Annotated in this window: 21 protein-coding genes; 16 read left to right on the top strand and 5 right to left on the bottom strand. The window is 67.9% G+C overall.

The features are described from left to right. Positions 1-17: 17 nt before the first annotated feature. The 4 genes from HKK74_RS18630 to HKK74_RS18645 form a co-directional block, all read right to left on the bottom strand. On the bottom strand, positions 18-515 hold the full coding sequence (locus HKK74_RS18630) for a hypothetical protein (protein ID WP_187244512.1): 498 nt from the start codon (positions 513-515) through the stop codon (positions 18-20). A gap of 42 nt (positions 516-557) precedes the next feature. Beyond that, positions 558-1031 (bottom strand): hypothetical protein, encoded by a 474-nt coding sequence (locus tag HKK74_RS18635; RefSeq protein ID WP_187244513.1) that lies wholly within the window; start codon positions 1029-1031, stop codon positions 558-560. A 787-nt stretch (positions 1032-1818) separates the two neighbouring features. After that, positions 1819-2154: a type II toxin-antitoxin system RelB family anti-toxin gene (gene relB / locus HKK74_RS18640; protein ID WP_187244514.1), complete on the bottom strand. Its 336-nt coding sequence runs from the start codon at positions 2152-2154 to the stop codon at positions 1819-1821. Continuing rightward, a complete protein-coding gene (locus HKK74_RS18645; RefSeq protein WP_187244515.1) occupies positions 2151-2468 on the bottom strand; it encodes a type II toxin-antitoxin system RelE/ParE family toxin in 318 nt (105 codons plus the stop codon). Before HKK74_RS18645 ends, relB begins: the two co-directional genes overlap by 4 nt. A 236-nt stretch (positions 2469-2704) precedes the next feature. On the opposite strand from HKK74_RS18645, the gene HKK74_RS18650 reads away from it, so the two are divergent. From HKK74_RS18650 to HKK74_RS18675, 6 genes are all read left to right on the top strand, one after another. Beyond that, the gene (locus HKK74_RS18650; protein ID WP_187244516.1) at positions 2705-4225 is read left to right on the top strand and encodes a glycoside hydrolase family 30 protein; all 1521 of its coding nucleotides are present in this window, start codon (positions 2705-2707) and stop codon (positions 4223-4225) included. A 233-nt stretch (positions 4226-4458) separates the two neighbouring features. Beyond that, positions 4459-5880 carry a dihydrolipoyl dehydrogenase family protein gene (locus HKK74_RS18655; RefSeq protein ID WP_187244517.1) on the top strand — a complete coding sequence of 474 codons (1422 nt, stop codon included), beginning with the start codon at positions 4459-4461 and terminating at the stop codon, positions 5878-5880. A 27-nt stretch (positions 5881-5907) separates the two neighbouring features. After that, a complete protein-coding gene (zwf, locus tag HKK74_RS18660; protein WP_187244518.1) occupies positions 5908-7296 on the top strand; it encodes a glucose-6-phosphate dehydrogenase in 1389 nt (462 codons plus the stop codon). Between the two features lie 237 nt (positions 7297-7533). Beyond that, a complete protein-coding gene (tkt, locus tag HKK74_RS18665; RefSeq protein ID WP_187244519.1) occupies positions 7534-9597 on the top strand; it encodes a transketolase in 2064 nt (687 codons plus the stop codon). A 71-nt stretch (positions 9598-9668) separates the two neighbouring features. Next, complete coding sequence (gene gnd / locus HKK74_RS18670) at positions 9669-10697, top strand: phosphogluconate dehydrogenase (NAD(+)-dependent, decarboxylating) (protein ID WP_246491723.1); 1029 nt, start codon at positions 9669-9671, stop codon at positions 10695-10697. 217 nt (positions 10698-10914) lie between these two features. Beyond that, entirely contained in the window at positions 10915-11421 is a 507-nt protein-coding gene (locus tag HKK74_RS18675; RefSeq protein WP_187244520.1) for a GNAT family N-acetyltransferase, read from the top strand. A gap of 27 nt (positions 11422-11448) precedes the next feature. Here the strand turns inward: HKK74_RS18675 and HKK74_RS18680 are convergent, their stop codons facing one another. Continuing rightward, entirely contained in the window at positions 11449-12906 is a 1458-nt protein-coding gene (locus HKK74_RS18680) for a WGR domain-containing protein (protein WP_312881600.1), read from the bottom strand. A 429-nt stretch (positions 12907-13335) separates the two neighbouring features. On the opposite strand from HKK74_RS18680, the gene HKK74_RS18685 reads away from it, so the two are divergent. The 10 genes from HKK74_RS18685 (at position 13336) to HKK74_RS18730 (ending at position 25792) form a co-directional block, all read left to right on the top strand. Further along, positions 13336-14166 carry an alpha/beta fold hydrolase gene (locus HKK74_RS18685; RefSeq protein WP_187244521.1) on the top strand — a complete coding sequence of 277 codons (831 nt, stop codon included), beginning with the start codon at positions 13336-13338 and terminating at the stop codon, positions 14164-14166. A 158-nt stretch (positions 14167-14324) separates the two neighbouring features. Continuing rightward, complete coding sequence (locus HKK74_RS18690) at positions 14325-15515, top strand: helix-turn-helix domain-containing protein (protein WP_187244522.1); 1191 nt, start codon at positions 14325-14327, stop codon at positions 15513-15515. Positions 15516-15991: 476 nt separating this feature from the next. Next, complete coding sequence (locus HKK74_RS18695) at positions 15992-16213, top strand: hypothetical protein (protein WP_187244523.1); 222 nt, start codon at positions 15992-15994, stop codon at positions 16211-16213. Further along, positions 16210-17088 carry a hypothetical protein gene (locus tag HKK74_RS18700; RefSeq protein WP_187244524.1) on the top strand — a complete coding sequence of 293 codons (879 nt, stop codon included), beginning with the start codon at positions 16210-16212 and terminating at the stop codon, positions 17086-17088. Before HKK74_RS18695 ends, HKK74_RS18700 begins: the two co-directional genes overlap by 4 nt. Positions 17089-17203: 115 nt before the next feature. Further along, entirely contained in the window at positions 17204-18598 is a 1395-nt protein-coding gene (locus HKK74_RS18705; protein WP_187244525.1) for a glycosyltransferase family 39 protein, read from the top strand. 245 nt (positions 18599-18843) lie between these two features. Continuing rightward, positions 18844-20166, top strand: coding sequence for a glutamyl-tRNA reductase (locus HKK74_RS18710; RefSeq protein WP_187244526.1), 1323 nt, complete (start codon positions 18844-18846; stop codon positions 20164-20166). A 207-nt stretch (positions 20167-20373) separates the two neighbouring features. Beyond that, positions 20374-21366 carry a hypothetical protein gene (locus HKK74_RS18715; RefSeq protein WP_246491724.1) on the top strand — a complete coding sequence of 331 codons (993 nt, stop codon included), beginning with the start codon at positions 20374-20376 and terminating at the stop codon, positions 21364-21366. Positions 21367-21585: 219 nt separating this feature from the next. Beyond that, positions 21586-22581, top strand: a complete 996-nt coding sequence (locus tag HKK74_RS18720) for a DUF1702 family protein (protein ID WP_187244527.1) — start codon at positions 21586-21588, stop codon at positions 22579-22581. Between the two features lie 268 nt (positions 22582-22849). Then, the gene (locus tag HKK74_RS18725) at positions 22850-23818 is read left to right on the top strand and encodes a DUF1702 family protein (protein ID WP_246491725.1); all 969 of its coding nucleotides are present in this window, start codon (positions 22850-22852) and stop codon (positions 23816-23818) included. A gap of 3 nt (positions 23819-23821) precedes the next feature. Further along, positions 23822-25792 (top strand): CRTAC1 family protein, encoded by a 1971-nt coding sequence (locus HKK74_RS18730; protein ID WP_187244529.1) that lies wholly within the window; start codon positions 23822-23824, stop codon positions 25790-25792.

The following is a 25792-nucleotide window of genomic DNA, read 5'->3' on the forward strand; positions in this document are numbered from 1 at the left end:
TGCGCTCCCTGACCGCCTCAAGGCTCGCGATAGGGCGGCAGGCCGAGAGCCTTGCGCAGTGCCGTCGCTTCTCGTTTGCCGGATAGTTTCGCCGCTTTCAGCGCGGCTGTCTGGAACTGCGCCGGGCTGGTCGCCTTCGCGGTGGCGTTCCAGTACCGGCCGGCCTGCAGGGAGACTGCGATCAACGCCCTGACGTGCACGCGTGTCTCCGTCGGCCAGTGCGTGCCGCGCAGCGCCTGTATTTGCGTGGTGTTCGCCTTGACGATGCGTGCGGCCGAAAGCCGCAGGTCTGTCCACGGCCGATTGGCGTGGGCGGCGGTTTCGAAGCGTTCCAAGGCCGCGTTGTACGGTTCCACGATCCGCAGATAGCGCCTGGCCGCCTGAGCCTTCGTCAACGCGGCAGGTGCCGCCTGCGGGGCCGAAGGAGCCGCACTGGCGGGCGGTGGGCCGGGGGTCGGCTGCGTGGCCGGAGTGGAGTCGAGGCAGCCAGAGCAGACGATCACCGTCGCCAGCACGGGCCATGGCAATTTCATGAGTCGTTTCCGTCCAGATCAGCTCTAGCGCTGATCGTTGTCGATGTGCCGAGCACCCCGCCGAGCGGGCGGGGTGCTCGACGGCCCCACCCACAGCGGTTCGGTGGCGCCGCGCAGCGGATGGTCAGAACGCAAGCCCACATCGGAACCCGCGTGGTTGGGGGCCTCGACCGGCTGCCATGGCGACCATGTTCCAGCGGCCGCACCGCGCGTACGGACCTGCACCGTCCCGTCGAGCCGCGTGCGTATGTCATCCCAGGAGACTCCGAGCATGCTGAACGGCTTTGTGCTCTTGGCCGGCAGACCCATGACCGGATGCTGGGCTCCTCCGGTCTGCTCCGCGCTGGACATCGTCTCCAGCGCGAGTGTGCGGACCTGGCCGGCGCCGGGCTCCGATCCAGGCGAGGCCGCCGGGGAGGGGCCGGCCAGTACGTAGACCACGGCTGCGGCTGAGACCAGCCCGGCCGTGGACAGCGCGACGATCACGCGCCTTTTCATCTCCTTCCGATCATGCGGTGGACTCACCGTGTCCACCAGATAAGACCTCTCCCGATGGGGTGAGGACGGCATGCTTGCGATGGTGACTCCGGTTACTTCAGCGACTTCGGCCGGGTTTTGTCACAAACCTGATAAACAGCAACTCGATGTACTAACGAACTCCCTGATCACAAGCGAAGCTCCTGCTCTGGCCGCAAGCGGTCGTGGTGCTATCGGGGCAACGGCGGCGCACTCGACCGCGAACGGGTTAGGGATGCCGCGATGATGGCGTTTTGGACTTGCCGGGGGCGGTTTTTGTTCGGTTTTTGACGGGCTGTGATCGTGGGTGGTCTCGCGCCGGTTGCTGGGTGGGGTGTGTGGCTCTGCCGTGTGGTGGCCGGTGGGCCGCGCAGTAGCCAGGCACTTTCTGCTTGCCCCCGGCGGCGCGTACGAGGGGGGAGAGGGCGGGAGCGTCCTTGTTCTCGGTCGCCTTATAGGTCTTGCACAGTTTGATCAGGGCCGAGGGCGGTGAGGGAGAGCGATTTCAAGGTCGCACGTTTGGGGAGATCATCGGCTGATGTTCAGATCTGCTGGTGTTGCGTAGAGTCGCCGCCAGAGAGCGCACCGAAATCAGGCCGTGTGATGGCGAGAGGGCAGGGGGCACGGTCATCCGCGTAGGCCCTCAGTCAGCCCGTCCTGCCAAGAGACGTTCTCAGCCCGCGCACTTCCACGCCAGCCAATCGCCGACAGTAGCCACCTGCGACGGTCGGCTGGGGTGCCATGACCGGGTGGTGGTCTGCCGTTGGGGTTATGCGGCGTGGGTGTCGGTGCCGCGCAGGATGTACAGGTCGTCGCCGAACACCGCGGAGATCTGGATCTGCCCGCCGAGGGCCTGGACGTAGCGGGCGATGACCTCGACCGTGGACACCTCACCGCGTTCGATCTGCGACACCCGGCTCTTGGTCACGCCCATCCGGTCGGCCACGTCGGTCTGCGACAGCCCGAGGGTTTTGCGCCGGTCGGTGAGCCGGTGGCCGTCGATGTAGGCCTGGTTGCGCTTGCGGGCCTCGGCAACGCCCTGTTCGCCGCCGGCCCCGGCGACGACGTCTGCGCGCACGTCACTCCACTTGGGGAAGTTCGTCATCGCTGTTCCTCCTCGGCTTGGCGTTCCTTCAGGTACTCCTCGTAGAGGTCTTCGGCGCGGGGGATGGCTTCCCGGTACCAGCCCGACCAGTTCCCGGACTTGTCGCCACCGATCAGCAGGATGGCCGAGCGCCACGGGTCGAACGCGAACAAGAGCCGGATCTCCGAGCGACCTGCTGAGCCTGGGCGTAGCTCTTTGAGGTTGTGGACCCGGGAGCCTTCGAGCCTGTCCACGAGCGGACGGCCCAGCGCAGGGCCTGCCTCGGCCAGGCGGTCGATGGCATCGACGACCTGAGCCTTGGACCGCTCGTCCAAGGCGTTGACCCAGCCCCGTCATCCTCGTCGTCGCGGGGCTGACCACCGGCGTTCTGGCCGCCACCGCCTGGCAACTCGACCACGCCCTGGGCTTCGCCCTCCTGTGACCGACGAGCGGCCTCCCCGTTGTGATCTCGCGGGACAGTACGGCAGGGCGTACCATCGCAAATGATCAAGATGTGGGAAGGAGATCACGGGGGAGCGGAGCGGTCGGGGGTCTGAGCGAAGGATGAGAAATGAGACCCAGACGTACCATCGTGACCACAGCCGTGATCGTCTCGCTGATCGGGGCCTTGCCCGGCTCGGCGATGTCGTCGGCGATCTCCCCGCGCTCGGCGGGGTCGCCCGCCGGATCCACGGCGGGGAAGGACGCGGTACACGCGTGGCTGACGACCGGTGACAAGAAGAACCTGCTGGCCCAGCGCGACGACATGATCGGCGCCCCCGACGGAACCGTACCGACGATCACGGTCGATCCGGCGAAGACGTTCCAGAAGGTCGAAGGCTTCGGCGCCTCGATCACCGACTCGTCGGCGCACCTCATCGCGAACTCACCGCACCGCGACGCCATCATGAGGGACCTCTTCGACCCGCGGCGCGGGTTGGGGCTGAGCTACCTGCGGCAGCCGATGGGCGCCTCGGACTTCGTCGCGGGCCCCCACTACACCTATGACGACGTCCCGGCAGGCCAGACCGACTACGGCCTCAAGCGCTTCTCCATCGCCCACGACAAGGCCGAGATCCTCCCGTTGCTGCGCCAGGCACGGGCCCTCAACCCGCGGCTGAAGGTCATGGCCACGCCCTGGAGCCCTCCGGCCTGGATGAAGACCAACGGATCGCTGATCGGCGGCCGGTTCATCGACGACCAGCGCGTCTACGACACCTACGCCCAGTACTTCGTCAAGTTCGTGAAGGCGTATCGGGACGCCGGTGTGCCCATCGACGCGGTGACGCTGCAGAACGAACCGCAGAACCGCAATCCGAGCGGTTACCCGGGCATGGATCTGCGAGATTCGGAGCAGGCCAGACTGGCCATCGCGGTCGGCTCCGCCTTCGACAAGGCGGGACTGAAGACGAAGATCCTCGGCTACGACCACAACTGGTCTCTTCACCCCAATGACGTCGGTCCGCCGGACGATGCCGCCAACCCGGAGTACGCGAAGTCCGTGCTCGACGACGCGAAGGCGCGCCGCCACATCGACGGGACGGCGTTCCACTGCTACTTCGGAGACGCCGAGCAACAGTCACGGCTCCACGACGCCCACCCCGACAAGGACATCTACTTCACCGAATGCTCCGGCACCGAGTCGGGTGACAGGGCCACGACCTTCCCCGACACACTGCACTGGCACACGGCCAATCTCACCGTCCGGGGGACGCGGAACTGGGCGAAGACCGTGATCACCTGGAACCTCGCCCTCGACCCCGAGGGCGGACCCCACAACGGTGGCTGCGACACCTGCACCGGCGTGGTGACGATCGACCCGGCGACCGGTGAGGCGACTCCGGGCGCCGACTACTACGTCTTCGGTCACGTGAGCAGATTCGTCAGGCCCGGCGCGGTGCGCGTCGACTCCTCCGTGGCCGGCAACATCGTGACCACGGCGTTCCGTGACGTCGACGGAACGGTCACGCTGCTCGCGGTGAACGACGACTGGGGTACCGGTTCGCAGCGGTTCAACGTCCAGGCCGGCGGCCGCACGTTCTCCTACACCCTCCCCGCCGGTGCCGTGGCCACGTTCACCCTCGGGCGCTGAGCGTCCGAACCCCGACGCCGACCGATGGCGCCGGGGTTCTCTGCCGTCCACCGATCCAGCACGTACGGGAAGCGTCCAATGCTCCCGCTGCTCCCTGCTCCGGCGGGGGCAGCGGGAGCGTCCATGAATGCCTGTCACGCCGTGTGACGGACGTGATCGCATCGGTCTTTCCCTCTTTCGGGCGATAGGGCGCAAAGCGAGGGGTAGGGACTGCTGCAACTGGGGGAGGTGCCATGGCTGACGAGGACGTCTTCGACGTGATCGTGATAGGTGCGGGACCGGTCGGGGAGAACGTCGCCGGGCGCGCCGTACGGGGCGGTCTGACGGCGGCCGTCGTCGAGGAGCGCTTGGCGGGCGGTGAATGCGCCTACTACGCGTGCATCCCGAGCAAGGCGCTGTTGCGGCCGGTGGGTCTGGCGGCCGAGGTGAGCCGGATACCGGGGCTGGAGCTGCGCGGCCCGATCGACACCGCGGCGGTGCTGGCCCGCCGCGACAAGACGGTGTCCCACCTCGACGACGGCGGCCAGGTGGGCTGGATCGAGAACGTCCCGGCGACGTTCGTTCGGGGCCGGGGACGCCTGGCCGGACCTCTGCGGGCTGAGGTGACGACGCCGGACGGCGACACCCGGGCGCTGCGGGCCCGGCACGCCGTCGTCGTCGCGACCGGCAGCGACCCGTACATCCCTGACGTGCCCGGGCTGCGGGAGGCGCGCCCGTGGACGAACCGGGAGGCGACCAGCGTGCAGCAGGTGCCGAAGCGGCTGGTCGTGATCGGCGGCGGGCCCGTCGGCTGCGAGATGTCCCAGGCGCTGCACGCCCTCGGCGCCCATGAGACGACCATGCTCGTACGCGCCGACCGGCTGCTCGACCGGACCGAGCCGTTCGCCGGTGAGCTGCTGGCGAACTCGTTCCAGGAGTCGGGCATCGACGTGCGCTTCGGCCGCTCGGCCGTCCGTGTCGAGCGCCCGGTCCCGGGCGGCCCGGTGACCGTCCACGCCGACGACGGCTCGCGGTTCGAGGCCGATGAGGTCCTCGTCGCCACCGGCCGCCGGCCGGCCGTGGGCGACATCGGCCTGGAGACGGTCGGGCTGGAGGCGCGCGGCCCGATCGAGGTGGACGCGAGCATGCGGGCGACGGCCCTCCCCGACGGCTGGCTCTACGCCGTCGGCGACGTCAACGGGCGCAACATGCTCACCCACATGGGCAAGTACCAGGCCAGGGTGTGCGGCGACGTGATCGCCGCCCGCGCGAAGGGCCGGCCCGACGACCTGCCGGCGCTCCGCGACACCGCCGACGATCGGGGCGCCCCCCAGGTCATCTTCACCGACCCGGAGGTCTGCGCGGTCGGGCGTACGGAGTCCCAGGCGCGCGCCGACGGCTTCGCGGTACGCGCCGTGGAGTACGACATGGGCGCGGTCTCCGGCGCCTACCTCCAGGCCGACGACTACACCGGCCGGGCGAAGATGGTCGTCGACGACGGCCGCCGCGTGCTCCTCGGCGTCACCTTCGTCGGCCCCGCGGTGGTCGACCTCCTCCACTCGGCCACGATCGCGGTGACCGCCGAGGTCCCCCTCGACCAGTTGTGGCACGCGGTTCCGTCGTTCCCGACAGTCAGCGAGATCTGGCTCCACCTCATGGAGGAGTACGGCCTGTGATGCGTAGCGTCCATAGGAGGGGGCGTCATGAACGTACCGCGAGGGCAGGTCCTGGTGCTGTACGGCATCTCCGGGGACCTCGCCAAGAAGATGATCATCCCAGCGCTGTATCGGCTCACCGCCCGCGGCGTACTCGACATGCCGGTCATCGGCGTGGATCGCGATCTGGACATCGCCGCGCTGCGGAAACATGTCCACGACAGCGTCACGACCGCGTACGGACGGGTCGATGAGGACGTGTTCGGTGCGCTCGCCGATCGGCTGGTGCCGGTTTCCGGCGATGTGACCGAACCGGCCGTCTACCCCGAACTCGCCCGGCACATTGCCGACAAGGCGTTCGCCGTCCACTATCTGGCCATGCCACCCGCGCTGTTCGCCCGGATAGCCGAAGGACTGAGCACCGCGGGGCTGAACACCCGCGGCCGGCTGGTGGTGGAGAAGCCGTTCGGCCACGACCTCACCTCCGCGCGGCGGCTCAACACGGAACTGCACCGGTACTTCCCGGAGGAGCGGTTGCTGCGTGTCGACCATTTCCTCGGCAAGGAGCCGGTCCAGAACCTCGTGATGTTCCGCTTCGCCAACAGCCTGCTGGAGCCCATCTGGAACCGCGACCATGTCGCTGCCGTAGAGATCACGTTGGCCGAGTCGTTCGACGTCGCCGACCGGGGGGCGTTCTACGACGCGGTCGGCGCCGTCCGCGATGTCGTGCAGAACCATCTGCTGCAGGTCCTGGCATACCTGACCATGGATCCTCCGGCCGACCACCGAGCCGAGGCCGAACGCAGTGAGAAACATCGGCTGATGTGCGCGATACGGGCGATCGACCCCGATGACGTGGTGCGTGGCCAATACGCCGGCTATCTCGACACGCCGGGTGTCGCCGCCGGATCGACCACCGAAACCTACGCCGCGGTGCGGCTGTGGATCGACAACTGGCGCTGGGCCGACGTCCCGTTCCTGATCAGGGCGGGTAAGGCGCTCGCGGTCACCACCACCGAGATCGCGGTCCGGCTCCGCCGGCCGCCCCACATGCTGTTCCTGTCCGCCGACGCGGGCCGCCCGCGACCCAACCTCGTACGGTTCCGGCTGGAACCCGATCCCGGGGTCACCTTCGAGCTGCTCACCAAGGACCCCGCTGCGGTCGACGCGATTCGCGAGGTACCGGTGTCGGTCGACTTCGCGGCGCCGCCGGGTCAAGCGGAAGGCGCGTACGAACGAATCTTCACGGACGCCCTCTCCGGCGACCCACGCCACTTCGCCCGCCAGGACAACGTGGAAGAACAATGGCGCATCGTCGATCCCATCCTCGACGTCAAGACGCCACCAGAGCCGTACGAGCGCGGCGGGTGGGGGCCGTCCAACGCCGGTCGTCTCACCGAGGACGGCCGCTGGATCTCCACACAGGTACGTACGTAACCGTGATCTTTAGGCAGGAGACGCTTCGCGATCTGAGGAGGTGATGAACAGGCCTTTGGTCCCTGGGTTCGCGGTCGTCGGACTCTTCCCAATGAAGCCGTCCCGATGAAGCCTGAATGTCGGATATGTCGATGGCGGCATGGCATCGCGGAGATTCGCGTAAGGAAGGCTGCGATCTCCGAGGTCGGACCGGCACCGCCATCGCGGACTGGTTCCGGCATCGAGGAAGTCACGCAGATGATGACCGATCTCGACACACTTTCCATCAACACGATCCGCGGCCTGTGCATGGACGCGATCCAGGCCGCAGACTCGGGGCACCCCGGCACCCCGCTGGACATCGCTCCTGTCGCCTACACGTTGTGGCAGCGCTTCCTGAGATTCGACCCCGCCGACCCGATCTGGCCGAACCGCGACCGATTCGTGCTCTCGGAGGGTCACGCTTCGGCCCTGCTGTGGTCGCTGCTCCATCTGACCGGAGTCCATGCCGTCGATCCGGACTATGAGATCCTCGGCCGCCGTGCGGTCACGCTCGATGACCTGAGGTCGTTTCGCCGGCTCGACTCGCACTGTCCCGGCCATCCCGAATACCGCCTGACGAGCGGTGTCGAGACGACGACCGGTCCACTCGGCCAGGGCGTGGCGACCTCGGTCGGCATGGCGATCGCGGGCCAGTGGCTCGCCGCCCGCTACAACCGGGACGGCTTCCCCCTGTTCGATTTCGACGTGTACGCCCTGGCCGGGGACGGCTGCATGATGGAGGGCGTCTCCTCCGAGGCCGCCTCGCTCGCAGGCCACCTGCGGCTGTCCAAGCTGTGCTGGATCTACGACTCGAACCGGGTGACGATCGAGGGCCACACCAGGATCACCTTCACCGAGGACGTCGCCGAGCGCTTCCTCGCCTACGGCTGGAACGTCACGACCGTGGCCGACGCGAACGACCTCGATGCGGTGAGCCGGGCGCTGCACAGTTTCAAGGCCGAGACCGAGCGGCCCACCCTCGTGGTGGTGCACAGCCATATCGGATACGGCTCACCGGTGGAGGACACGCCGGAGGCGCACGGGGCGCCGCTGGGTCCCGACGGCGTCCGGGCGGCCAAGCGCTTCTTCGGCCTACCGGAGGATGCCGACTTCTTCGTACCACCGCAGGTCTATGACTGGTTCGCCGAAGGCATCGGCGCGCGCGGCGACAGAGCCAGGGCCGCATGGGAGGGCGGCCTCAAGGCCTACCGTGACGCCTACCCACAGGCGGCCGACGAGCTCGAGCGCATCCAGCGCCGGGAGCTCCCGGATGATTGGGAGTCGGCGCTGACCACCTTCCCGCCGGACCCCAAGGGAATGGCCACCCGTGACTCCTCCGGGCGTGTGCTGAACGCCCTGGCCCAGGCGGTGCCCTGGTTGCTGGGCGGCTCGGCCGACCTCGCGCCGTCGACGAAGACGCGTCTCGTCTTCGACGGCACCGGGGACTTCCAGGCCGGCGACCACTCGGGACGTAACCTCCATTTCGGTGTGCGGGAGCACGCGGCGGCCGCGATCGCCAACGGCATGGCGGTCACCAAGCTCCGGCCGTTCTGGTCCGGGTTCTTGATCTTCTCGGACTACGCACGCGGCGCGATCCGCCTGTCCGCGCTGATGGAGATCCCGGTCCTGCACATCTTCACCCACGACTCCATCGGTGTCGGCGAGGACGGCCCGACCCACCAGCCCGTCGAACAGCTCGCATCGCTGCGGGCGATGCCCGGGCTATTGGTGTTCCGGCCCGCGGACGCGAACGAGGTCGTCGAGACCTGGCGGGTCGTCGCCGCACTCCGCCACGAACCCGCGGCGCTGGTCCTGTCCCGCCAAGCCCTCCCCACATTCGACCGATCCGGGTTCGGCGCGGCGTCCGGAGTCGCGAAAGGCGCCTATGTGCTGGCGGAGGCCCCGTCGGGCACCCCGGACGTGATCCTGCTCGCCACCGGCTCGGAGGTGGCGCTCGCACTCGCCGCCCGCGATGAACTCGCCGCCGAAGGCATCAGCGCCCGAGTCGTGAGCATGCCGTGCTGGGAGCTGTTCGACCGTCAGCCCAGGGAGTACCGCGACCAGGTGATACCACCAGGCGTCACGGCGCGGGTCGCGATCGAACAGGCGTCGACGCTCGGCTGGGATCGCTACATCGGCGACGGCGGCGCTGTCGTCGGGATGCACACCTTCGGCGCCTCCGCACCGCTCAAACAACTGCTCACCAAGTTCGGGTTCACCCCCGAAGGCGTATCGCAGGTCGCCCGCGAACGCGTGGCCGCCGGAAGGGGAGAGGCGTGAAGACGACCCATGCCCTGTGAACCCGGCACGAAGTCAGTACCGGAGGCTGAAGAAGAACTAGGGGGGATCTCATGACGACCGACAGACCGATGAAGCTCGGCATGGTCGGGCTCGGGAGAATGGGCGCCAATCTCGTCCGGCGGCTGATGCGGGACGGCCACCAGTGCGTGGTCCACGACCTCAACGAGGAGACCGTACGGGAACTCGCACGCGAGGGCGCGATCGGTGCGACCTCGCTTGAGGACCTCGTGGCGAAGCTCGACAAGCCGCGTGCCGTCTGGCTCATGCTGCCCGCCGCCGTCGTACAGCCGACGCTCGACGAACTGGTCCCGCTGCTCGAACCGGACGACACAGTGATCGACGGCGGCAACTCCTTCTACCGGGACGACATGGCCCGCGCGAAGCGGCTCGCCGCACTGCAGCTCCACTACGTGGACTGCGGGACCTCGGGCGGGGTCTGGGGCCTCGATCGCGGCTACTGCCTCATGATCGGTGGCGAGGGCGCGGCCGTACGGCGACTGGACCCGGTATTCCGCACCATCGCGCCCGGTAGGGGCAGCGCGGAACCGACGCCCAGCAGAACGCGAAATGGGACCGCGCCCGATGGCTATCTGCACTGCGGGCCCAGTGGCGCCGGCCACTTCGTGAAGATGGTCCACAACGGGGTCGAGTACGGGATGATGGGCGCGATCGCGGAGGGGCTGTCCATCATTCGGCACGCCAACGTGGGCAAGAAGGGCCGCGCCATCGACGCGGAGACCGCGCCTCTTCGGGACCCCGAGGCGTATCAGTACGACATCGACGTCGCCGAAGTCGCCGAGGTCTGGCGGCGGGGCTCGGTCGTCGGTTCTTGGCTCGTCGATCTGATCGCCGACGCGCTCGCGCGGTCCCCGCAGCTCGACGGCTTCGAGGGCCGCGTCTCTGACTCCGGTGAAGGCCGCTGGACCGTGGATGCCGCGATCGATGAGAGCGTGCCCGCCCCGGTCATCACGTCGGCGCTCATCGAACGGTTCGAGTCGCGCGGGCTCGGACAGTTCACCGACGCGGCCCTGTCCGCGATGCGCAGTGAGTTCGGCGGCCACGCCGAGAAGCGCGGATGACGAACGGGATGCGCCACGTGCTCGAAGCCCTGATGAGCCCGCAGGCCGTGCCACCGCTCGCCAACGCCGCACGTACGAGCCCGGCACGGGTATCACCCGCGCCGGGTCCGCACGTCGGTCGGAACCGGTCGTCGTCGGCTTCGTAACGCATGGCCGGTCGGCGCATCGTCGGTGGAATCATAGGCTCCTCGTGATCAAGGAAACGTAGGCTCCTGCCATGGGTGACCTACGCGGGAAAGCGGTCGTCTTGGCTCCGGTGGCAGCCGAGCACGTGGCGGAACTCAAGCGCATCCGGCGGACGCCAGAGGTACGGGACCGCTGGGGCGACGTCGACGCCGAGCCGGACTGGCCGTTCGACGACCCTGACACCGTGCCGTACGCGGTCCTGCTGGACGGCGTGGTCCGCGGGCTCGTGCAGTACGGCGAGGAGGAGGATCCCATGTACCGGCACGCCTCCATGGACATCTTTCTTGATCCGGCCGTACACGGTCAGGGCGCCGGCCAGGACGCCGTGCGCACCTTGGCCCGCCACCTCATCGAGGACCGAGGGCACCACCGCCTGGTGATCGATCCCGCCGCCGACAACGAACCGGCCATCCGCTGCTACACCGCCGTCGGCTTCCGGCCGGTCGGTGTCATGCGCGACTACGAACGCGCCGCCGACGGCACCGGCTGGCACGACGGTCTCCTCATGGATCTCCTGGCCGGGGACCTTCGGGAATAGGCCCAAGACCGGCGTGGACGGCGCTGGTCAGGCGAGGCGGTGGATGTCGCCGTACGCGCGGTAGAAACCGCCGCGTCCGGACTCCCGAACCTCGGTGACGACATACCTGGCGCCCCGTTCGCGGATCTCCTTCGGGAACTGCACGCGCCAATCCGAGTGGAACCCGGGGGAGGCCACCCGTACCCGTAGGTGACCACGGTCCTCGAAGCACTCCACGACAATGCCCCCGTTGCTGTCGTGGACGATCTCGACGGTCCTCGACGGAACGACGGTCTCGACCCTGACAGGTGCCTTGACGTCGACGACTTCGGGCACCGAGCCGTGCTCCGCCGACCTGATGGCCTCCTCGCTCGCGTCGATGCAGGCGAGGGAGCCGTCCGTGGTCACGATGTAGAGGCGCTCCCCGTGGTACTGCATGGAGTACGCGGCGCCGCAGCCGGTAGCGAGTTTCCACAGGCGGGTGCCGGCCTCGTCGAAGCAGTAGATCGAGCCGCTGTTGTCCCCGGCGAAGACGTACCAGCCGTCCTCAGCGGTCGCGCACGAGAAGACCGGCGCGTCACAGTCGTAGGCCCGCTCACGACCGCCGTCCTTGCGCAGTCGCACCACCGTCCGGGTCGACGTACCCGCGTACAGCGTCGACCGCTCCTGCCAGCCGAAGAGCACCGACCCGGTGGACTGATGCCACAGCTCCTTTCCGGTACGCCAGTCATAGCTGGTCACACCGCCTGAGTGACCGTGGTGGACGGCGTCGGCGTCACACCGCACCATCCAGCCCGCGTTCCCGCGTCCCTGCCTGCGCCACAGGAACTCGTCCTCGTGGTCGATCGCCACGACGCTCCCGCCGGCGTCGGACACTCCGAGGATGCCGTCGTGGATGTCCAGCCAGAAGATGTCGATGTCCGGAGAGATCCGGTACGCCAGCCTGGGCACCTTTCCGGAGAGGTCGTACACGTTGCCGTCGTCACAGCCCGCGTATAGCCAGGCGTCGTCGGCCACCATGCACTTCACCCCGTCGGGTAGCCGGACCTGCTGCACGACCTCGGCATCGTGCGTCAGCGTCGTGATCAGGCCGGCCTCGTTGCCGACCATGCACACCCGGTCGTCGATGAAGATTCCGAACGCGGCAGAGCCCGAGGCATAGCGCCACAGGACCGGCGCCCGCCGGGTCGCATGCCGCCCGGTAGCCGCCGGAGTGCCTGCGGCCTGTGCGTTCATGATCTGCCGGCGGGAGGTGCCACGCTTCTTCCGGACGCCCCGTACCGCCGGTGCGTATCCCTTGCGAACCTTCTCTCCGATCTTCTTTGCCGCGGCCGCCCTCGCCTTGGCGGCATCGGCGAAAGTCGTGGTCTTGCACTGCCCGGCGTCGCTGATCCGGCCGTACCGGATGGTCATCGTGGGGCCGTCGACCGTGACCTCATAGAACTTGTGCGATCCGCCGCCGTTCTCGGACAGTTCGAGGTAGGTGGTCTCATGGGTCGCTTCCACGGTGATCGGCCCTTCCAGTGAGAACTGAAGATAAAAGGCGTAGAAAGCGACACCATGCTGCCTACGTCCACAGCCCAAACCGTATAAGTCGGATACGACAGAATCCTTGGACGACGGGCTCTTGGCGCAGGGTCATCGACCGGCCGAAACGGATTCTGCATGCGTAGGGCACCGGAGTGGGCGGCCGCGCGGGTTGCGTGTGGGCGGCGTCCTGGGCGGTGGGCTGTACGGCGCTGAGGCCGATGCGATCGAGGACGTCGCCGAGAATCACACCGAAGGCGGTAAGGTCGCCGCTGACGGACGCGGTCGTCGATCGGCTGCTGCCCGGCCACGGCTTCGGCCTGCGGCGCAAGGACCATCTGGGCGGCGCGATCGGCGCCGGATCTCCATTGGCATTACATCACCAGCGAGGACGCGAGGAGCATCACCGTGACCACCGATTGGACGCGCGACGTCAAGGGCACCGGCCAATACGCTGAGGTCAACGGCATCAACCTCTACTTCGAGACTCACGGGGCCGGGCGGCCGCTGATCCTGCTGCACGGCGGGCTCGGGTCGGGCGAGATGTTCGGGCCGGTGCTTCCCGCGCTGGCCGAGCATCACCAGGTCATCGCCGTCGACCTGCAGGGGCACGGCCGGACCGCCGACATCGATCGGCCGATCGACGTCCGGCTCATGGCGGATGACATCGCGGCGCTCATCGACCACCTCGGGCTCGACAGGCCGGACCTCGTGGGCTATTCGCTCGGCGGGGCGGTGGCGTTGCAGACCGCGGCGAAGTACCCGAGCAAGGCCGGCCGGCTCGTCGTGGCCTCGGTGAACCTCCGGCCCGACGCGATCTACGCGGAGATGCGCGCGCAGCAGGGCCAGGTGAGCGCGGCCGCCGCCGAGTACATGAAGGACACCCCGATGTACCAGCTCTACCAGCGGGTGGCGCCGCGCCCCGAGGACTTCCCTCGGCTGCTGGACAAGATCGGCGAGACGATGGCGAAGGACTTCGACTTCACCGAGGACGTTCGCAATCTGCAGGTTCCGACGCTGATCGTCGCCGCCGACGCCGACATGGCGCCGCCGAGCCACTACGTCGAGGTCTTCAACCTGCTCGACGGCGGCCTCCGCGACGGCGGCTGGATGGGCGAGGGCCGGTCGAAGGGTGGTCACGCGCTAACGATCCTGCCCAGGGTGACCCACTACAGCATCTTCAGCTCGCCCCTCTTCGCCGCGGTCACTCTCGCTTTCCTCGACGAGCAGCCGAGCTGAACGAGCAACGCCGCTCGCTCCAACGGCATGTCATGCCCCGGAACACCGCCATCTGCTGACCGCTGCGGTGCGCTGTGCTGTGCTGTGCGGAAGCCCTGTCATTGCATGGGTCCTGCCTCGTAGCCTGAGAGTGCGACCAGTCAGGGGAGGCAGGGCCTATGTCCGGTGAGGACATCCGCGAGTCCATCGGTGTACGTATCGCTCGGGTGCGTAAACGGCGCGGCCTGACCCAGCATGGGCTTGCCCAGCGCGCGAGCTATTCCCGGTCGCACCTTGCCCAGGTGGAGGCTGGGCACAAGGTTGCGACGCCGGCGTTCGCGGCTGCGGTGGCTGCGGCGTTGGGCGTCGATGTGGCCGAGCTGTACGGACAGCCGTTCCGCGCGAGTACGGGCCGGGAAGATCAGGTGCACGCGGCGATCCCGGAACTGCGGAAGGTGCTGGCCTATGTCGATGTGGGCCCGGACCTTGCCGGGCCGCCGCGCACCCTTGACCAGCTAGCCGCCGAAGTCGCCACAGCCCGCCGACTTCTGCTGCAGGCACGTCTGGCCCAGCTCGGCGCGCGGCTGCCGGCGGTCCTCGAAGAGCTCACCTATCACGCCCATGAGACCGACAGCCCGCGCGCTTGGGCGTTGCTTAACCGAGCGCATGCCTCGGCTGTCAGCTTCGCCCGCCGTCTGGGGTACACCGGTGACGCGCTGGCGCTTCTGGACCGGGCTGCCGACGCTGCGCGCCGCTCCCAAGATCCGCACCTGCCGCTGCTCGTGGCGCTGCCCCGATCGCTCCTGCTGATGAACATGAGCCAGAACAAGCCCGCCTTGACCCTTCTCACCCGGGCCGCTGACAACGTGCAGGATGACCGGGTCGACGCGGGCGAGGTTGCTGGGGCACTGAGCCTGCGGGCCGCCATCGTCGCCGGGCGTGCGGGTGATGCCGGCCAGGCGTGGGAGTTCTTCGGGAGAGCGGCCGAAATGGTCGAGGCCGGGCGGGCCGGTCCCCCGGTACACAGCGTGCAGTTCAATGCGGCGAACGTGGCCATCCATGGGGCGGCTGTCGCAGTAGAACTGGGCGACCTCGACGAGGCCGCCCGCCGTGACCACCAGATCAGCGAGAAGACCATCAATGGCTTGGTCCCCGAGCGGCGAGCGCACCACGAGATCGACATGTCCCGGGTGCACGTTGAGACCGGCGACTACAACAAGGCGCTTGAACGACTCCTGAGTGCCGAACGGACCGCACCGCAGATGACCCGCTTTCACCCGTCCGCTCGCGCGGTGGTTTCCCATCTGGTGGACGTACGGCGGACCCTGCCTGAGCCATTGCGAAGGTTGCACACTCGCATGAGCGCATAACCCATCGGGTCCGTCCGTCACAAGGCTGGATTGTTCCAAGCAGGAACACCACGGTGAGTGACAGCTACGACCGTATGAGTCGTGAGTGCGACCAACAACACGCCGCAATGCAAGCCGCCACGGCTCTACTCGTGGAGCATCGCGACAGGCGATGACTCCCGTACGGTCGGGATAACCGATGACCGGTCACGTGCGATGGTTCACGCTGCGGCAGCCTTATGGGCCGCGCTTGCCGGTGCCCGTGGTCTCGTCCATAAGGTGACGCTGAGCTTCTCCCGCGTCGCGTACGTGTATGAGCGGCTGGTCGAGCGTGGCCGATGGAACGCGGCCACCGGCGTGGTGGTCTGGGAGCAACTCGCTGCATGTTCTTCATCCGATCGGCTGAGCGCTCTACTGGGCGATGCAGCCGATGGTGTGCCGCCTGAGGCGCTGGCCGCCGGCTTGGCCGACCTCAAGACCGCAACCCGGCCGCTGCGGTGGCCGTGCTGCAGGAGGCCTTCCCCGACGTGCCGATCTGGTACGGCAGATTTACCCGGCATTACTGGGCCCTGGTCGGCGACCAGCTCCTTGAGGCCCATCACCCCGCGCAGCTCGCCCGCATCCTCGACGACCTCACCTCATCGCGGCCACGCCGACCGAAACACGGTCGTACGGTTCGTGCACAGTCCCGGGCGCCGGACCGTACGGCCCTCCCATGATGGCCGAGGCGGCGCAACCGGCCCCCGCTTCGGTCGGTCGTGGCGGGCGCGGGGTTGGCATCCGCTCGTTGACCAGCGGGCCGCGCGCATCGCCGCTGGCGCCGGGGTACGGCCCGGGGAACTGGTGGTGGACATCGGTGCTCGCCTGGCTGATCGATCGAGCACTGCCGGCCGGTGGACCGACTGGATGTGCCTGTCACGCCGAGCGGCCAAGGATCGCTAAGGTGCTCGGCGTGGCCGATCTGTATGAATTGCTGGTGACTGCTGATCTCCCAGACGACCTCTCGGAGGCCGAGGTGGCTGAGCTTCGCTGGCATCTCGGGCTTGGGCCAGAGCCTGAGGCGTTCACTATCGTGACCGGCTTTCCCGAGGTGTTCGTCGACGACTACGACGACCCCCAGGTTGCTGACAGTGGGGAAGGCTCTTGGGAGACTCTGCGTCGTCCAGCGCTGGCGGAGCGCGGGCCGGCCCACAGGATCGGCGGAGTGCTCTTCTCAGAGCTGGCGCGTCGCGAAGGCCCTGCCCGCCCGGGCTGGGCGCTGACCTCACGCCAGGAGATCCACGCCGCGGAGTTCCAGGGGCCGACCGAGCTGATCCGGTGGCTGAGTGAACGGGTGAACGACCGGATGTTCGATCTCAGCCTGCACATGCGCTTCTATGAGGATGATGTTCTCCAACCAGCCTCCCTCGAGAAGGACGAGCTCGTGATCCACGAGATCGTGTCCAAGACGCCCTCTCCACCCGTCCTTCGCCTGATCGCTGACGGCAAGCGGATCGAAGCAATCACCCAGGTCCGCTCGGACACCGGTATGAGCCTCGAGAAGGCCAGGAGATACGTCGATGCGCTGCGGACAGGCCACGTCATCTTGGTATAGGCGCCGCGCAACAGTGCACATCTGCCGGATCGGGGACGCCAGACGCCGGCCGGGGCAGGGGGAGGCGGGCGGACCGGTGACTGCTCGGTCGCGTCGAAACATCTGGGCACCTGCGGTGCCGATCGTTCCCGCCCTCGTGACGCTGGCCGTGACGGTGTGGGGTATCGGCGGGCCCTCGTACTGGCGGGACGAGTCCGTCAGCGTCGCCGCCGCTCACGGGTCGCTGGCGGATCTCCGGCTGTTTCTGCGGGACACCGACGCGGTCCATGCCTTCTACTACCTGCTGCTGCGTCCGGTGACCGCTCTGGGGACCAGCGAGATGATCACCCGGATGCCGTCGGTGGTCGCGGCGGCGCTGGCCGCCGCCGGGATCGCGGTGCTGGGGCGGCGCCTTTATTCAGCAGCGGCGGGTCTGTTCGGTGGCTTGATGTACGCGGTCCTGCCGGTGGTCAGCCGTTATGCACAGGAGGTCCGCCAGTACGCACTGGTCAGCGCGGGTGCTGTTCTGGCGACGTATGTCCTGGTTCGCGCACTGGAGCGGTCTCGGCCACCGCTCGTGCTGTATGCGGCGTACGGAGGCGTTCTGGCGCTGCTGGGCTGGTTGCATCTCTACTCGTTGTTCCTTGTCGCGGCGCACGGTGTGACAGTGCTCATGTGGCGTGGACGCGCTCATCTCCTCGGCTGGGCTTGCGGGGTCGGCGCGGCGGTGGCCCTGGCGGCGCCGCTGGCTCTGATGGCGTATGGCCAGCAGGCGCAGGTGGCGTGGCTGAGTCCGCCCGGGATCAGCGTTCCCATGGACTTCGGCTTGGAGGTCGCGGGAACCGTCCCCGCACTCCTGCTGCTCCTCCTGCTGGCGGTAATCGGGGTCGCGGGTCCACGTGGTCGCATCGAGTACATCGCCGTGGTCGTGCCCTGGCTGATCGTTCCCTTCACGTTGGCGGTGACGATCTCCCGGATACAGCCCGTTTATCACCCGCGTTATCTTCTCCACTGCGTTTGCGCGTTGGCCCTAGTAGCCGGTGTCGGTCTGGCGTACCTGGCGGAGCGGCTCCCCGGCTGGACGCGAACGGCCGTTCCGATCGTGGCGCTGGCCGTTCTCGCCGTCTTGAGCCTGCCCGCCCAGTTGGCGATCCGTGAACCGACCGCGCGCCCGGACAATCTCCGTGCCCTGGCCACCGTGCTTGGCGGCAAGGCCGAACCGGGGGACGCGGTGCTGTACGTTCCCGCGTACCGGAGGATCTTCGCGACCGCCTACGAAGACGCGTTCGACCGCCTTGACGCCGAGACGCTTCACGGCCAGGGACTGACCGACCTGCCGACCGGCGACCTCCGGGCGGCACTGGCCGATGAACGCCGGATCTGGGTTGTGGAGATCCCGCCACCGGGAAGCGAGTACCGCACGCCCACACCGAGGCGCAACCTGACAGCCCTGCGTTCCGACAAACGCTTCAGCCGAGCGGACTCCTGGGACTTCGGAGGTGTCCATCTCGCGCTGTACGTTCGGACCTGACGAGTCCTCCCACCCGCCCGGAGGCGGACCGCGGCAGCACTGATATCGAGCCTTGCCCGGCGACCCGGGCAGTCCAAGAGAAGCGACGACCGTGCGCAGGCGCCTACGCTCGCCGGTGATGTACAGGCAGTCCCCTTGATGTGGCGAAGACCGGCGGACCGATGGGTGGACGTATGGGGCCTGAGTACAAGGGATTTGGGGCGGATGAGCCATCCGGGCTGAGCTGGCATTGAGGCGGTTGAGGTATGAGTCTGCTGGTTGTCGGTTTGAGTCACTCGAGCGCGCCGGTGGCGATGTTGGAAGATGTTGCGGTGGCTGACGATGATCTCGTCAAGTTGCTGCATGAGATGTATGAATCCGTGCATGTGACCGAGGCATTGATCGTGTCGACCTGTAACCGCATTGAGGTTTATGCCGCGGTGAACAAGTTCCATGTCGGGGTCTCGGCGGTGTCGGAGTCGTTGTCCCGGTTTTCGGGGGTGCCGCTGGAGGAGTTGTCTCGGTATCTGTATGTCCACTACGAGGAGCGGGCGATCCAGCACGTGTTCGCGGTGGCGTGTGGGCTGGAGTCGATGGTGATCGGCGAGGGCCAGATCCTGGGTCAGATTCGGCGGGCGTTCCGGCTGGCTCAGGCGGAGGGCACGGTCGGTCGTGGCCTGCACGAGGTGGTCCAGCGGGCGCTGCGGGTGGGTAAGCGGGCACATGCTCAGACCGGTATCGACAAGGCCGGGGCGTCGTTGGTCGGCGTCGGTCTGCGGGACGCGGCCGAGCATCTCGGGCCGCTGAGGGGTAAGCAGGCGCTGGTGGTCGGTGCGGGGTCGATGAGCGCGCTGGCCGTGACTGTGCTGGCCCGCGCGGGTGTGGGTGAGATCGTTATCGCCAATCGTACGTACGTGCGTGCGGTCAGGCTGGCGCGGGCTGCGCAGGTGCCTGCACGTGCGATCGAGCTGACCGATCTGGGTGCTGCGCTGGCCACCGCCGATGTGGTTGTGTCCTGTACGGGGGCGAATGGACTGGTCATCACCGCAGATTTTCTGGAAGAGAATCTCGGGGCGGGCCCCAAGTTCTTGCTCGATCTTGCGTTGCCGCACGATGTCGATCCGGCTGTGGGTGATCTGTCCGGTGTCATGCTGGAGGGTCTCGAGGATCTGCGCAGGTCCGCGCAGACACGTGGCGTGATCGGTCCAGAGGCCATCGATGCGGTGCGCCGGATCGTGACCGAGGAGGTCGCCGCGTTCCTTGATGCCGCGCGGGCGGCGGCGGTCGCGCCGACCGTGGTCGCGCTGCACGGTAAGGCCGTAAGGATCGTCGAGGCGGAACTGGCCAGGCTGACGGGGCGGCTGCCGGAGCTGGACGACAGGGTGCAGGGCGAGATCGCTCGGACCGTTCGGCGTGTGGTGGACAAGCTCTTGCACACGCCGACCGTGCGGGTCAAGGCGTTGGCGGCCGCAGCGGGCGGCGACGCCTACGCCACCGCGCTACGTGAATTGTTCGACCTCGATCCGAAGGCACCCGAGGCCGTGACCCGTTCCGACATCGCAACGCCCGGCGGGCGGAGCGAGTCATGAGGCGTGACAATTGAATCCTTCGTCCCAGCTGTACGGTCGTCGTAACCGCCGACTCTCAGTGCCACGCTCTAATCCGTCTGACCGCATCGGCGAAGTCGCAATCTGAAAGACGTACCGCGCAGTGAGAATGTGGAACCGTCTTGTCCGACGGCCGGTCAAGTCGGCCGTTGAGTATCGGACGTGCTCCCTCGCGCGGAGGAATTCACAATGTCACAGGCCGTCGAGAATCCGGGTCCTCCGCCGCCGGCCGCCGTCGTGACCACGGGTGTTCACCAAACGGCGACCTCGATGTTCGTCAACGGACATTTTCCGCGCCGAAGGCTCCTGGTGATCGTGCTCAGCGCGCTGGCCGGTTTCCTGCTCACCGTGGTGTGGTCGGCGGAATTCGTCGACCAGACCATCGGCGACAATGTGGCCGACACCATGCTCGGCCACGAGGCCAAGGACGCGCCGATCAGCGGCATCCTGGCGGGCATCGCCTTCGCCTTCGCCTCCGGGGTCGCCGGGACCTTCACCGCCTGCAACGTGGCCGCCTTCGGTGCGTTGGCCCCGGCCGTGGGACAGACCCGGACGGCGCGGGGACGGGTGTTGCAGATGTTCAAGCCACTCGGCTGGCTTTCAGTGGGGATGATCACGATTTCCGCGACGTACGGGGCGATCGTCGCCCTCGTCGGCACCCGGATGCCGCAGTTCCAGACGGCGACGGTCAGGGTCGGATGGTCGCCGCGGATGATCCAGTCGATGATCGTGTTCGGCATCATCGGCCTGATCATGATCTTCCTGGGGCTGGCCGCCCTGGGCGTGGTGCGCGATCCGATGGCGCGCATCTCAGCGCGTTTCCCGAACGCGCCGATGGTCCTCATGGGAGCGCTGATCGGCGGCTTCCTCATCGGGCGTCCGTTCGGCCTGTTCCGGCAGATGTTCCGCGACGCCGCAGAGAGCCACAATGTCCTCTATGGAATCGTCGCCTTCAGCCTGCAGTCGCTCGGCAATATTGTGATCATGGCGGCGATCTTCCTGCTCATGGTGCTCTTGGCCGGCCGCCGCCTGCAGAACTGGATCGCCGCCGAACCGAGCAGGGCCTCCGTCATCGTGGCCGTCGCCTTCATCGTCGCCGGAGTTTTCACGGTGTTGTATTGGGACGTGCGAATTCTCGAGCGCCGTGAGTTGATCTGGTATCCGCTCGCGCCTTGGGCCTGAGCCCGGCCCGCCGATGAGTGCCCGCTCGCCGCATCTCCGGCCGGGTGCTCGTCCGAAGAGCGCTGCCCGCCTTCATGTGCCGACCGTGGCCGGCGCGATGCGCCTGCTCTCATGCGCTCATCCCCGCCCGACTGCGGCATGGCAATTCGGGAGATGTATCCCTTTCCTTGCTGTATGAGCATGTAATCGCCATCACTGTCCGGTTGTCCGGGAGGAACGATGCCCACCGTCCTCGGGTCTCTGCGCAGGCTCGTGCTCGCCCCGACGCTGGCGGAGGTGACGTTCGGTCGGCGAGGGTTCCCGGCGGAACCCACGGCGGCTGCCCGGCGGCTCGAGGCCATCCCCCAGTCGGTGATCTGCGGGTTCGAGTGGGGGATCGACACGCGCGATCAGTGGGAACTCGAGCGCAGGTTGGATTTCGTGATCCCGGAGCTGCGCGGATTCGCCTATGAGGGCGCGACGATGGCGTGCACGGTTCTGGACGCGATGCGCGGCGGCCGCGGTCACCGCGCGCGTGATCTGCTGGTCGGACCGGGACAGCCGCATATCTTCCTCGCCTACATCGGCATCGGGTTCGCCATGGCACGGCTGCCGAGGGTGCTTTGGAAAAAGGTGATGCCGGACCTGACCGGATCGGCCTACTACCCGACGATGTCTTGGCTGGCGGTCGACGGTTACGGCTTCGATCGTGCCTACTTCGACACACGGCGATGGGTCGACCGGCAAGAGGTGCCGTCGCCCTATCCCTGGGAGGGCGCGCCCGATTACTTCCTGCGTGCGGTGGACCAGGGCATCGGCCGCGCGCTGTGGTTCATCGTCGGGGGCCGTGCCCCCGACGTGGCCGCCGCGGTCCGGCGCTTCGCCGAACACCGGCAGGCCGACCTGTGGAGCGGTGTCGGGCTGGCCGCCGCGTTCGCCGGCGGGGGCGAGCCCGCGGATCTGGCCGTGCTGCGGCGTGACGCGGGCGAGTACCGGGCCGAGTTGGCGCAGGGTGTGGTCTTCGCGGCCAAGGCGCGCTCGTATGCGGGGTTCGTGCCCGTGCACACCGAGGTCACGGCCACGGCGCTGGCCGGCTTGTCGACCGAGGCGGCCGTGGCGCTCGCCGACGGCGCCGCCGTGCCGGCCGGGGCCGCCGGCGCGGTGCCCGCCTACGAACTGTGGCGCAGGAACGTGCGGAACCATTTCGCGTCGGAGGTGGACCTTTCCGCAGGTTGATCCGACCCTGTGTGAGCCGAACGTCAGTCGCATATCAGCCGCATTGACGAGTGGTTTCTGATCGGCTTCGACCGGTCACCGGCTTGCCGCCGCCGGTGTTATGCGTTGCCATTTGTTCTGGATGCGATCGCCGCCCGGATCAATGTCGCAATCGTACTGTTCGGTGAGCAATGACGAAGTAGCCGCTATCCGGTGCAGTCTGGGTAGATTCGACCGAGCAGGTGTCTATCTCGTCGAGGAGAATGCGTTGCCCGCCATTTTGCGAAAATTGGGTCGTCGTGTGCTCACCCCGGACGACTCGGAGACGAGTCTGGTAAAACGTGGTTTCCATGTGAAGAATGATGCCGCCCGAGAAATGCTCGAGACGATCGGCCGGAACTTTCTCACGGGTTTCGGTCACGCCGTCGAGGCGGGTTCGGCCGACGCGCTGCCCGCGCTTCTGGAAAGGGTCCCGATACGGTTCCGCGGGTTCGCCTATGAGGGCGCGGCGATGGGGTTCACCATGGTCGACGCGCTGACCTTCGCACGAAGCCGCCGGTTGCGCGGATTCCTGACGGGCCCGGGCGACGACCACGTCTATATGGCCTACATCGGAGTCGGCTGGGCGATGGCCCGGCTGCCGAGGTTCCGCTGGCCCAAGCTCCGGCTCGACCCGCTCCTGCAGTGGTTCGTGCTCGACGGCTACGGCTTTCACCAGGCGTACTTCCGGACGGATCGGTACGTCCGGAAGCACTATCGGGAACCACTGTTCCCCTGGCCGGCCGATGATCCGTACGGGTACGCCGGCCGTGCACTCGACCAGGGCATAGGGCGGGCCCTGTGGTTCGTCGGCGGCACCGACCCGGATGTGGTGGCCACGGTGATCGAAGGCTTCCCCGCGGTCCGGCGGCCCGATCTCTACTCCGGCGCGGGACTGGCCGCGACCTATGCGGGCGGCGCCGACGAGGACGAGCTGCGGGGGTTCTGGAAGCGCGCAGGGAGGCACCGTCCCCAGGTCGCACAGGGGTGCGCCTTCGCGGCCGAGGCCCGGCGACGGTCCGGCCTGGAGGTGCCCCACACCGAGGTGGCGACCCAGGTCTTCTGTGACATGTCCCCCGACCGGGCGGCACAGATCTGCATCGACGCAATGCCGGGCCGTGGCGAGAAGGCCACCGGAGAGAGTCAGGGGACGCAGCTCCCCTTTGAGCAATGGCGGCGGCGCATCGCCGACGAGTTCGTATCACTTGGGAGGTGCTAGTTCGTGACCGCAAACTTTGGCCGGCTACGCAGACAGCTGCCGGGTGCCGTGGCCCTCGTGCTGGTGGTGAGCATGTTCTTCGTGGTCCGCCTGCCGGACGCGCCCGCGTCCGAGAGGTCGGATGTGGCGCGCACATACCGGTTCACCCCGATGAACATCGCGCTCCCTGGCGGATACCGGCAGCAGACGATCCGGCGCGTCAACAAGGACTACAAGCAGATCGACGCCTGGATCTCCTCCGTCGGCGCCGGCATCGCGATGAACGACCTCGACGGCGACGGTCTGTCCAACGATCTGTGCGTCACCGACCCGCGCATCGACCAGGTCGTGGTGTCCCCGGCCCCGGGCGCCCGCTCCCAGCGGTATGCGCCGTTCGCGCTGAGCAACGGCTCGCTGCCGATGAACGAGGCCATCGCGCCCATGGGCTGCGCCCCCGGCGACTTCAACGAGGACGGCCGGATGGACCTGCTGGTCTACCTGTGGGGCCGCACCCCGATCGTTCACCTGGCACGACCCGACGCAAAGGAGCTCTCCGCCGACGCCTACGTGCCCACCGAGCTCGTCCCGAACGGCGGCGGTAAGACCTACACCGGGCCGGAATGGAACTCCAACGCCGTGGCGATCGACGACTTCGACGGCGACGGCCACGACGACATCTACCTCGGCAACTACTTCCCGCACGGCCCGGTGCTGGACGACAGGAAGAGCGGCGGCGTCGCGATGAACCGCTCGCTGTCCAACGCCACGAACGGCGGCGAGGACTACTTCTTCCGCTGGACCGGAGCCGGCACGGGAGCGTCGCCCCGGGTCAGCTACCAGAAGATCGACAACGCGCTGCCGAGGAAGGTCTCCAAGGGCTGGGTGCTCGCCGCCGCCGCCAACGATCTGGACGGCGACCAGCTGCCGGAGCTCTACATCGCTCAGGACCACGGAAAGGACGCGCTGCTCTACAACCTGTCCCGCCCGGGGAAGATCGAGTTCGGGACCGTACACGGCACGCGCTCCGCCGGCCTGCCCAAGTCCAAGCGGATCGGCGACGACTCCTTCAAGGGCATGGGCATCGACTTCGCCGACTTCGACCACGACGGTCTCTACGACATGTTCGTCAGCAATATCACCACGACGTTCGGCATCCAGGAGAGCAACCTCCAGTTCATCAACACCGCGAAGGACAATGCCGATCTGCGCGCCCGGCTGCGCGACGGCGAGGGGCCCTGGACGGACCGCAGCACCGAGCTCGGGACGGCTTGGTCCGGCTGGTGCTGGGACGTCAAGATGGCGGACTTCGACAACGGCGGCGACCCCGCGATCGTGCAGACCAACGGCTTCGTCAAGGGCGAGGTCAACCGGTGGCCACAGCTGCAGGAGCTGGCCGCCTCCAACGACCTGGTGGTGGAGAACCCGGACTGGTGGCCGCACGTGACGGCCGGCGACGACATCGCCGGAAGCCAGCGGCTGCACTTCTTCGCCAAGGACGAGGACGGCAAGTACCAGAACGTGGCAGGCCAGCTCGGTCTTGCGATACCGGTGCCCACCCGGGGCGTGGCCATCGGCGACGCCGACGGTGACGGGCGGCTCGACATGGCCGTCGCACGGCAGTGGGACGAGCCCGCCTTCTATCAGAACACCAGCCCGACACCCGGTGACTTCCTGGGGCTGCGACTCACCCACGACGTCGCGCCCGTCCGCGGCGCCACCGGTGCACTGCCCGCGCCGGGGTCGCCGGTGGTCGGCGCCCAGGTGACCGTGACGACGCCCGACGGCCGCAAGCACCTCGCCCGCGTCGACGGCGGCAGCGGCCACTCCGGCAAGCGCAGTCACGAGGTGCACGTCGGGCTGGGGCAGGGCGTCAGCGGTCCCGTCCAGGTTCACCTGCGTTGGCGCGACCGCTCCGGCCAGGTGCGCGAACAGGACCTTCAGCTCGACCCGGGCTGGCATTCGCTGCGGCTCGGCTCCCAGGCCAAGGAGAAGTGA

The organism is Actinomadura alba (assembly GCF_014323705.1).
GTDB classification, from domain to species: Bacteria; Actinomycetota; Actinomycetes; order Streptosporangiales; family Streptosporangiaceae; genus Actinomadura_C; species Actinomadura_C alba.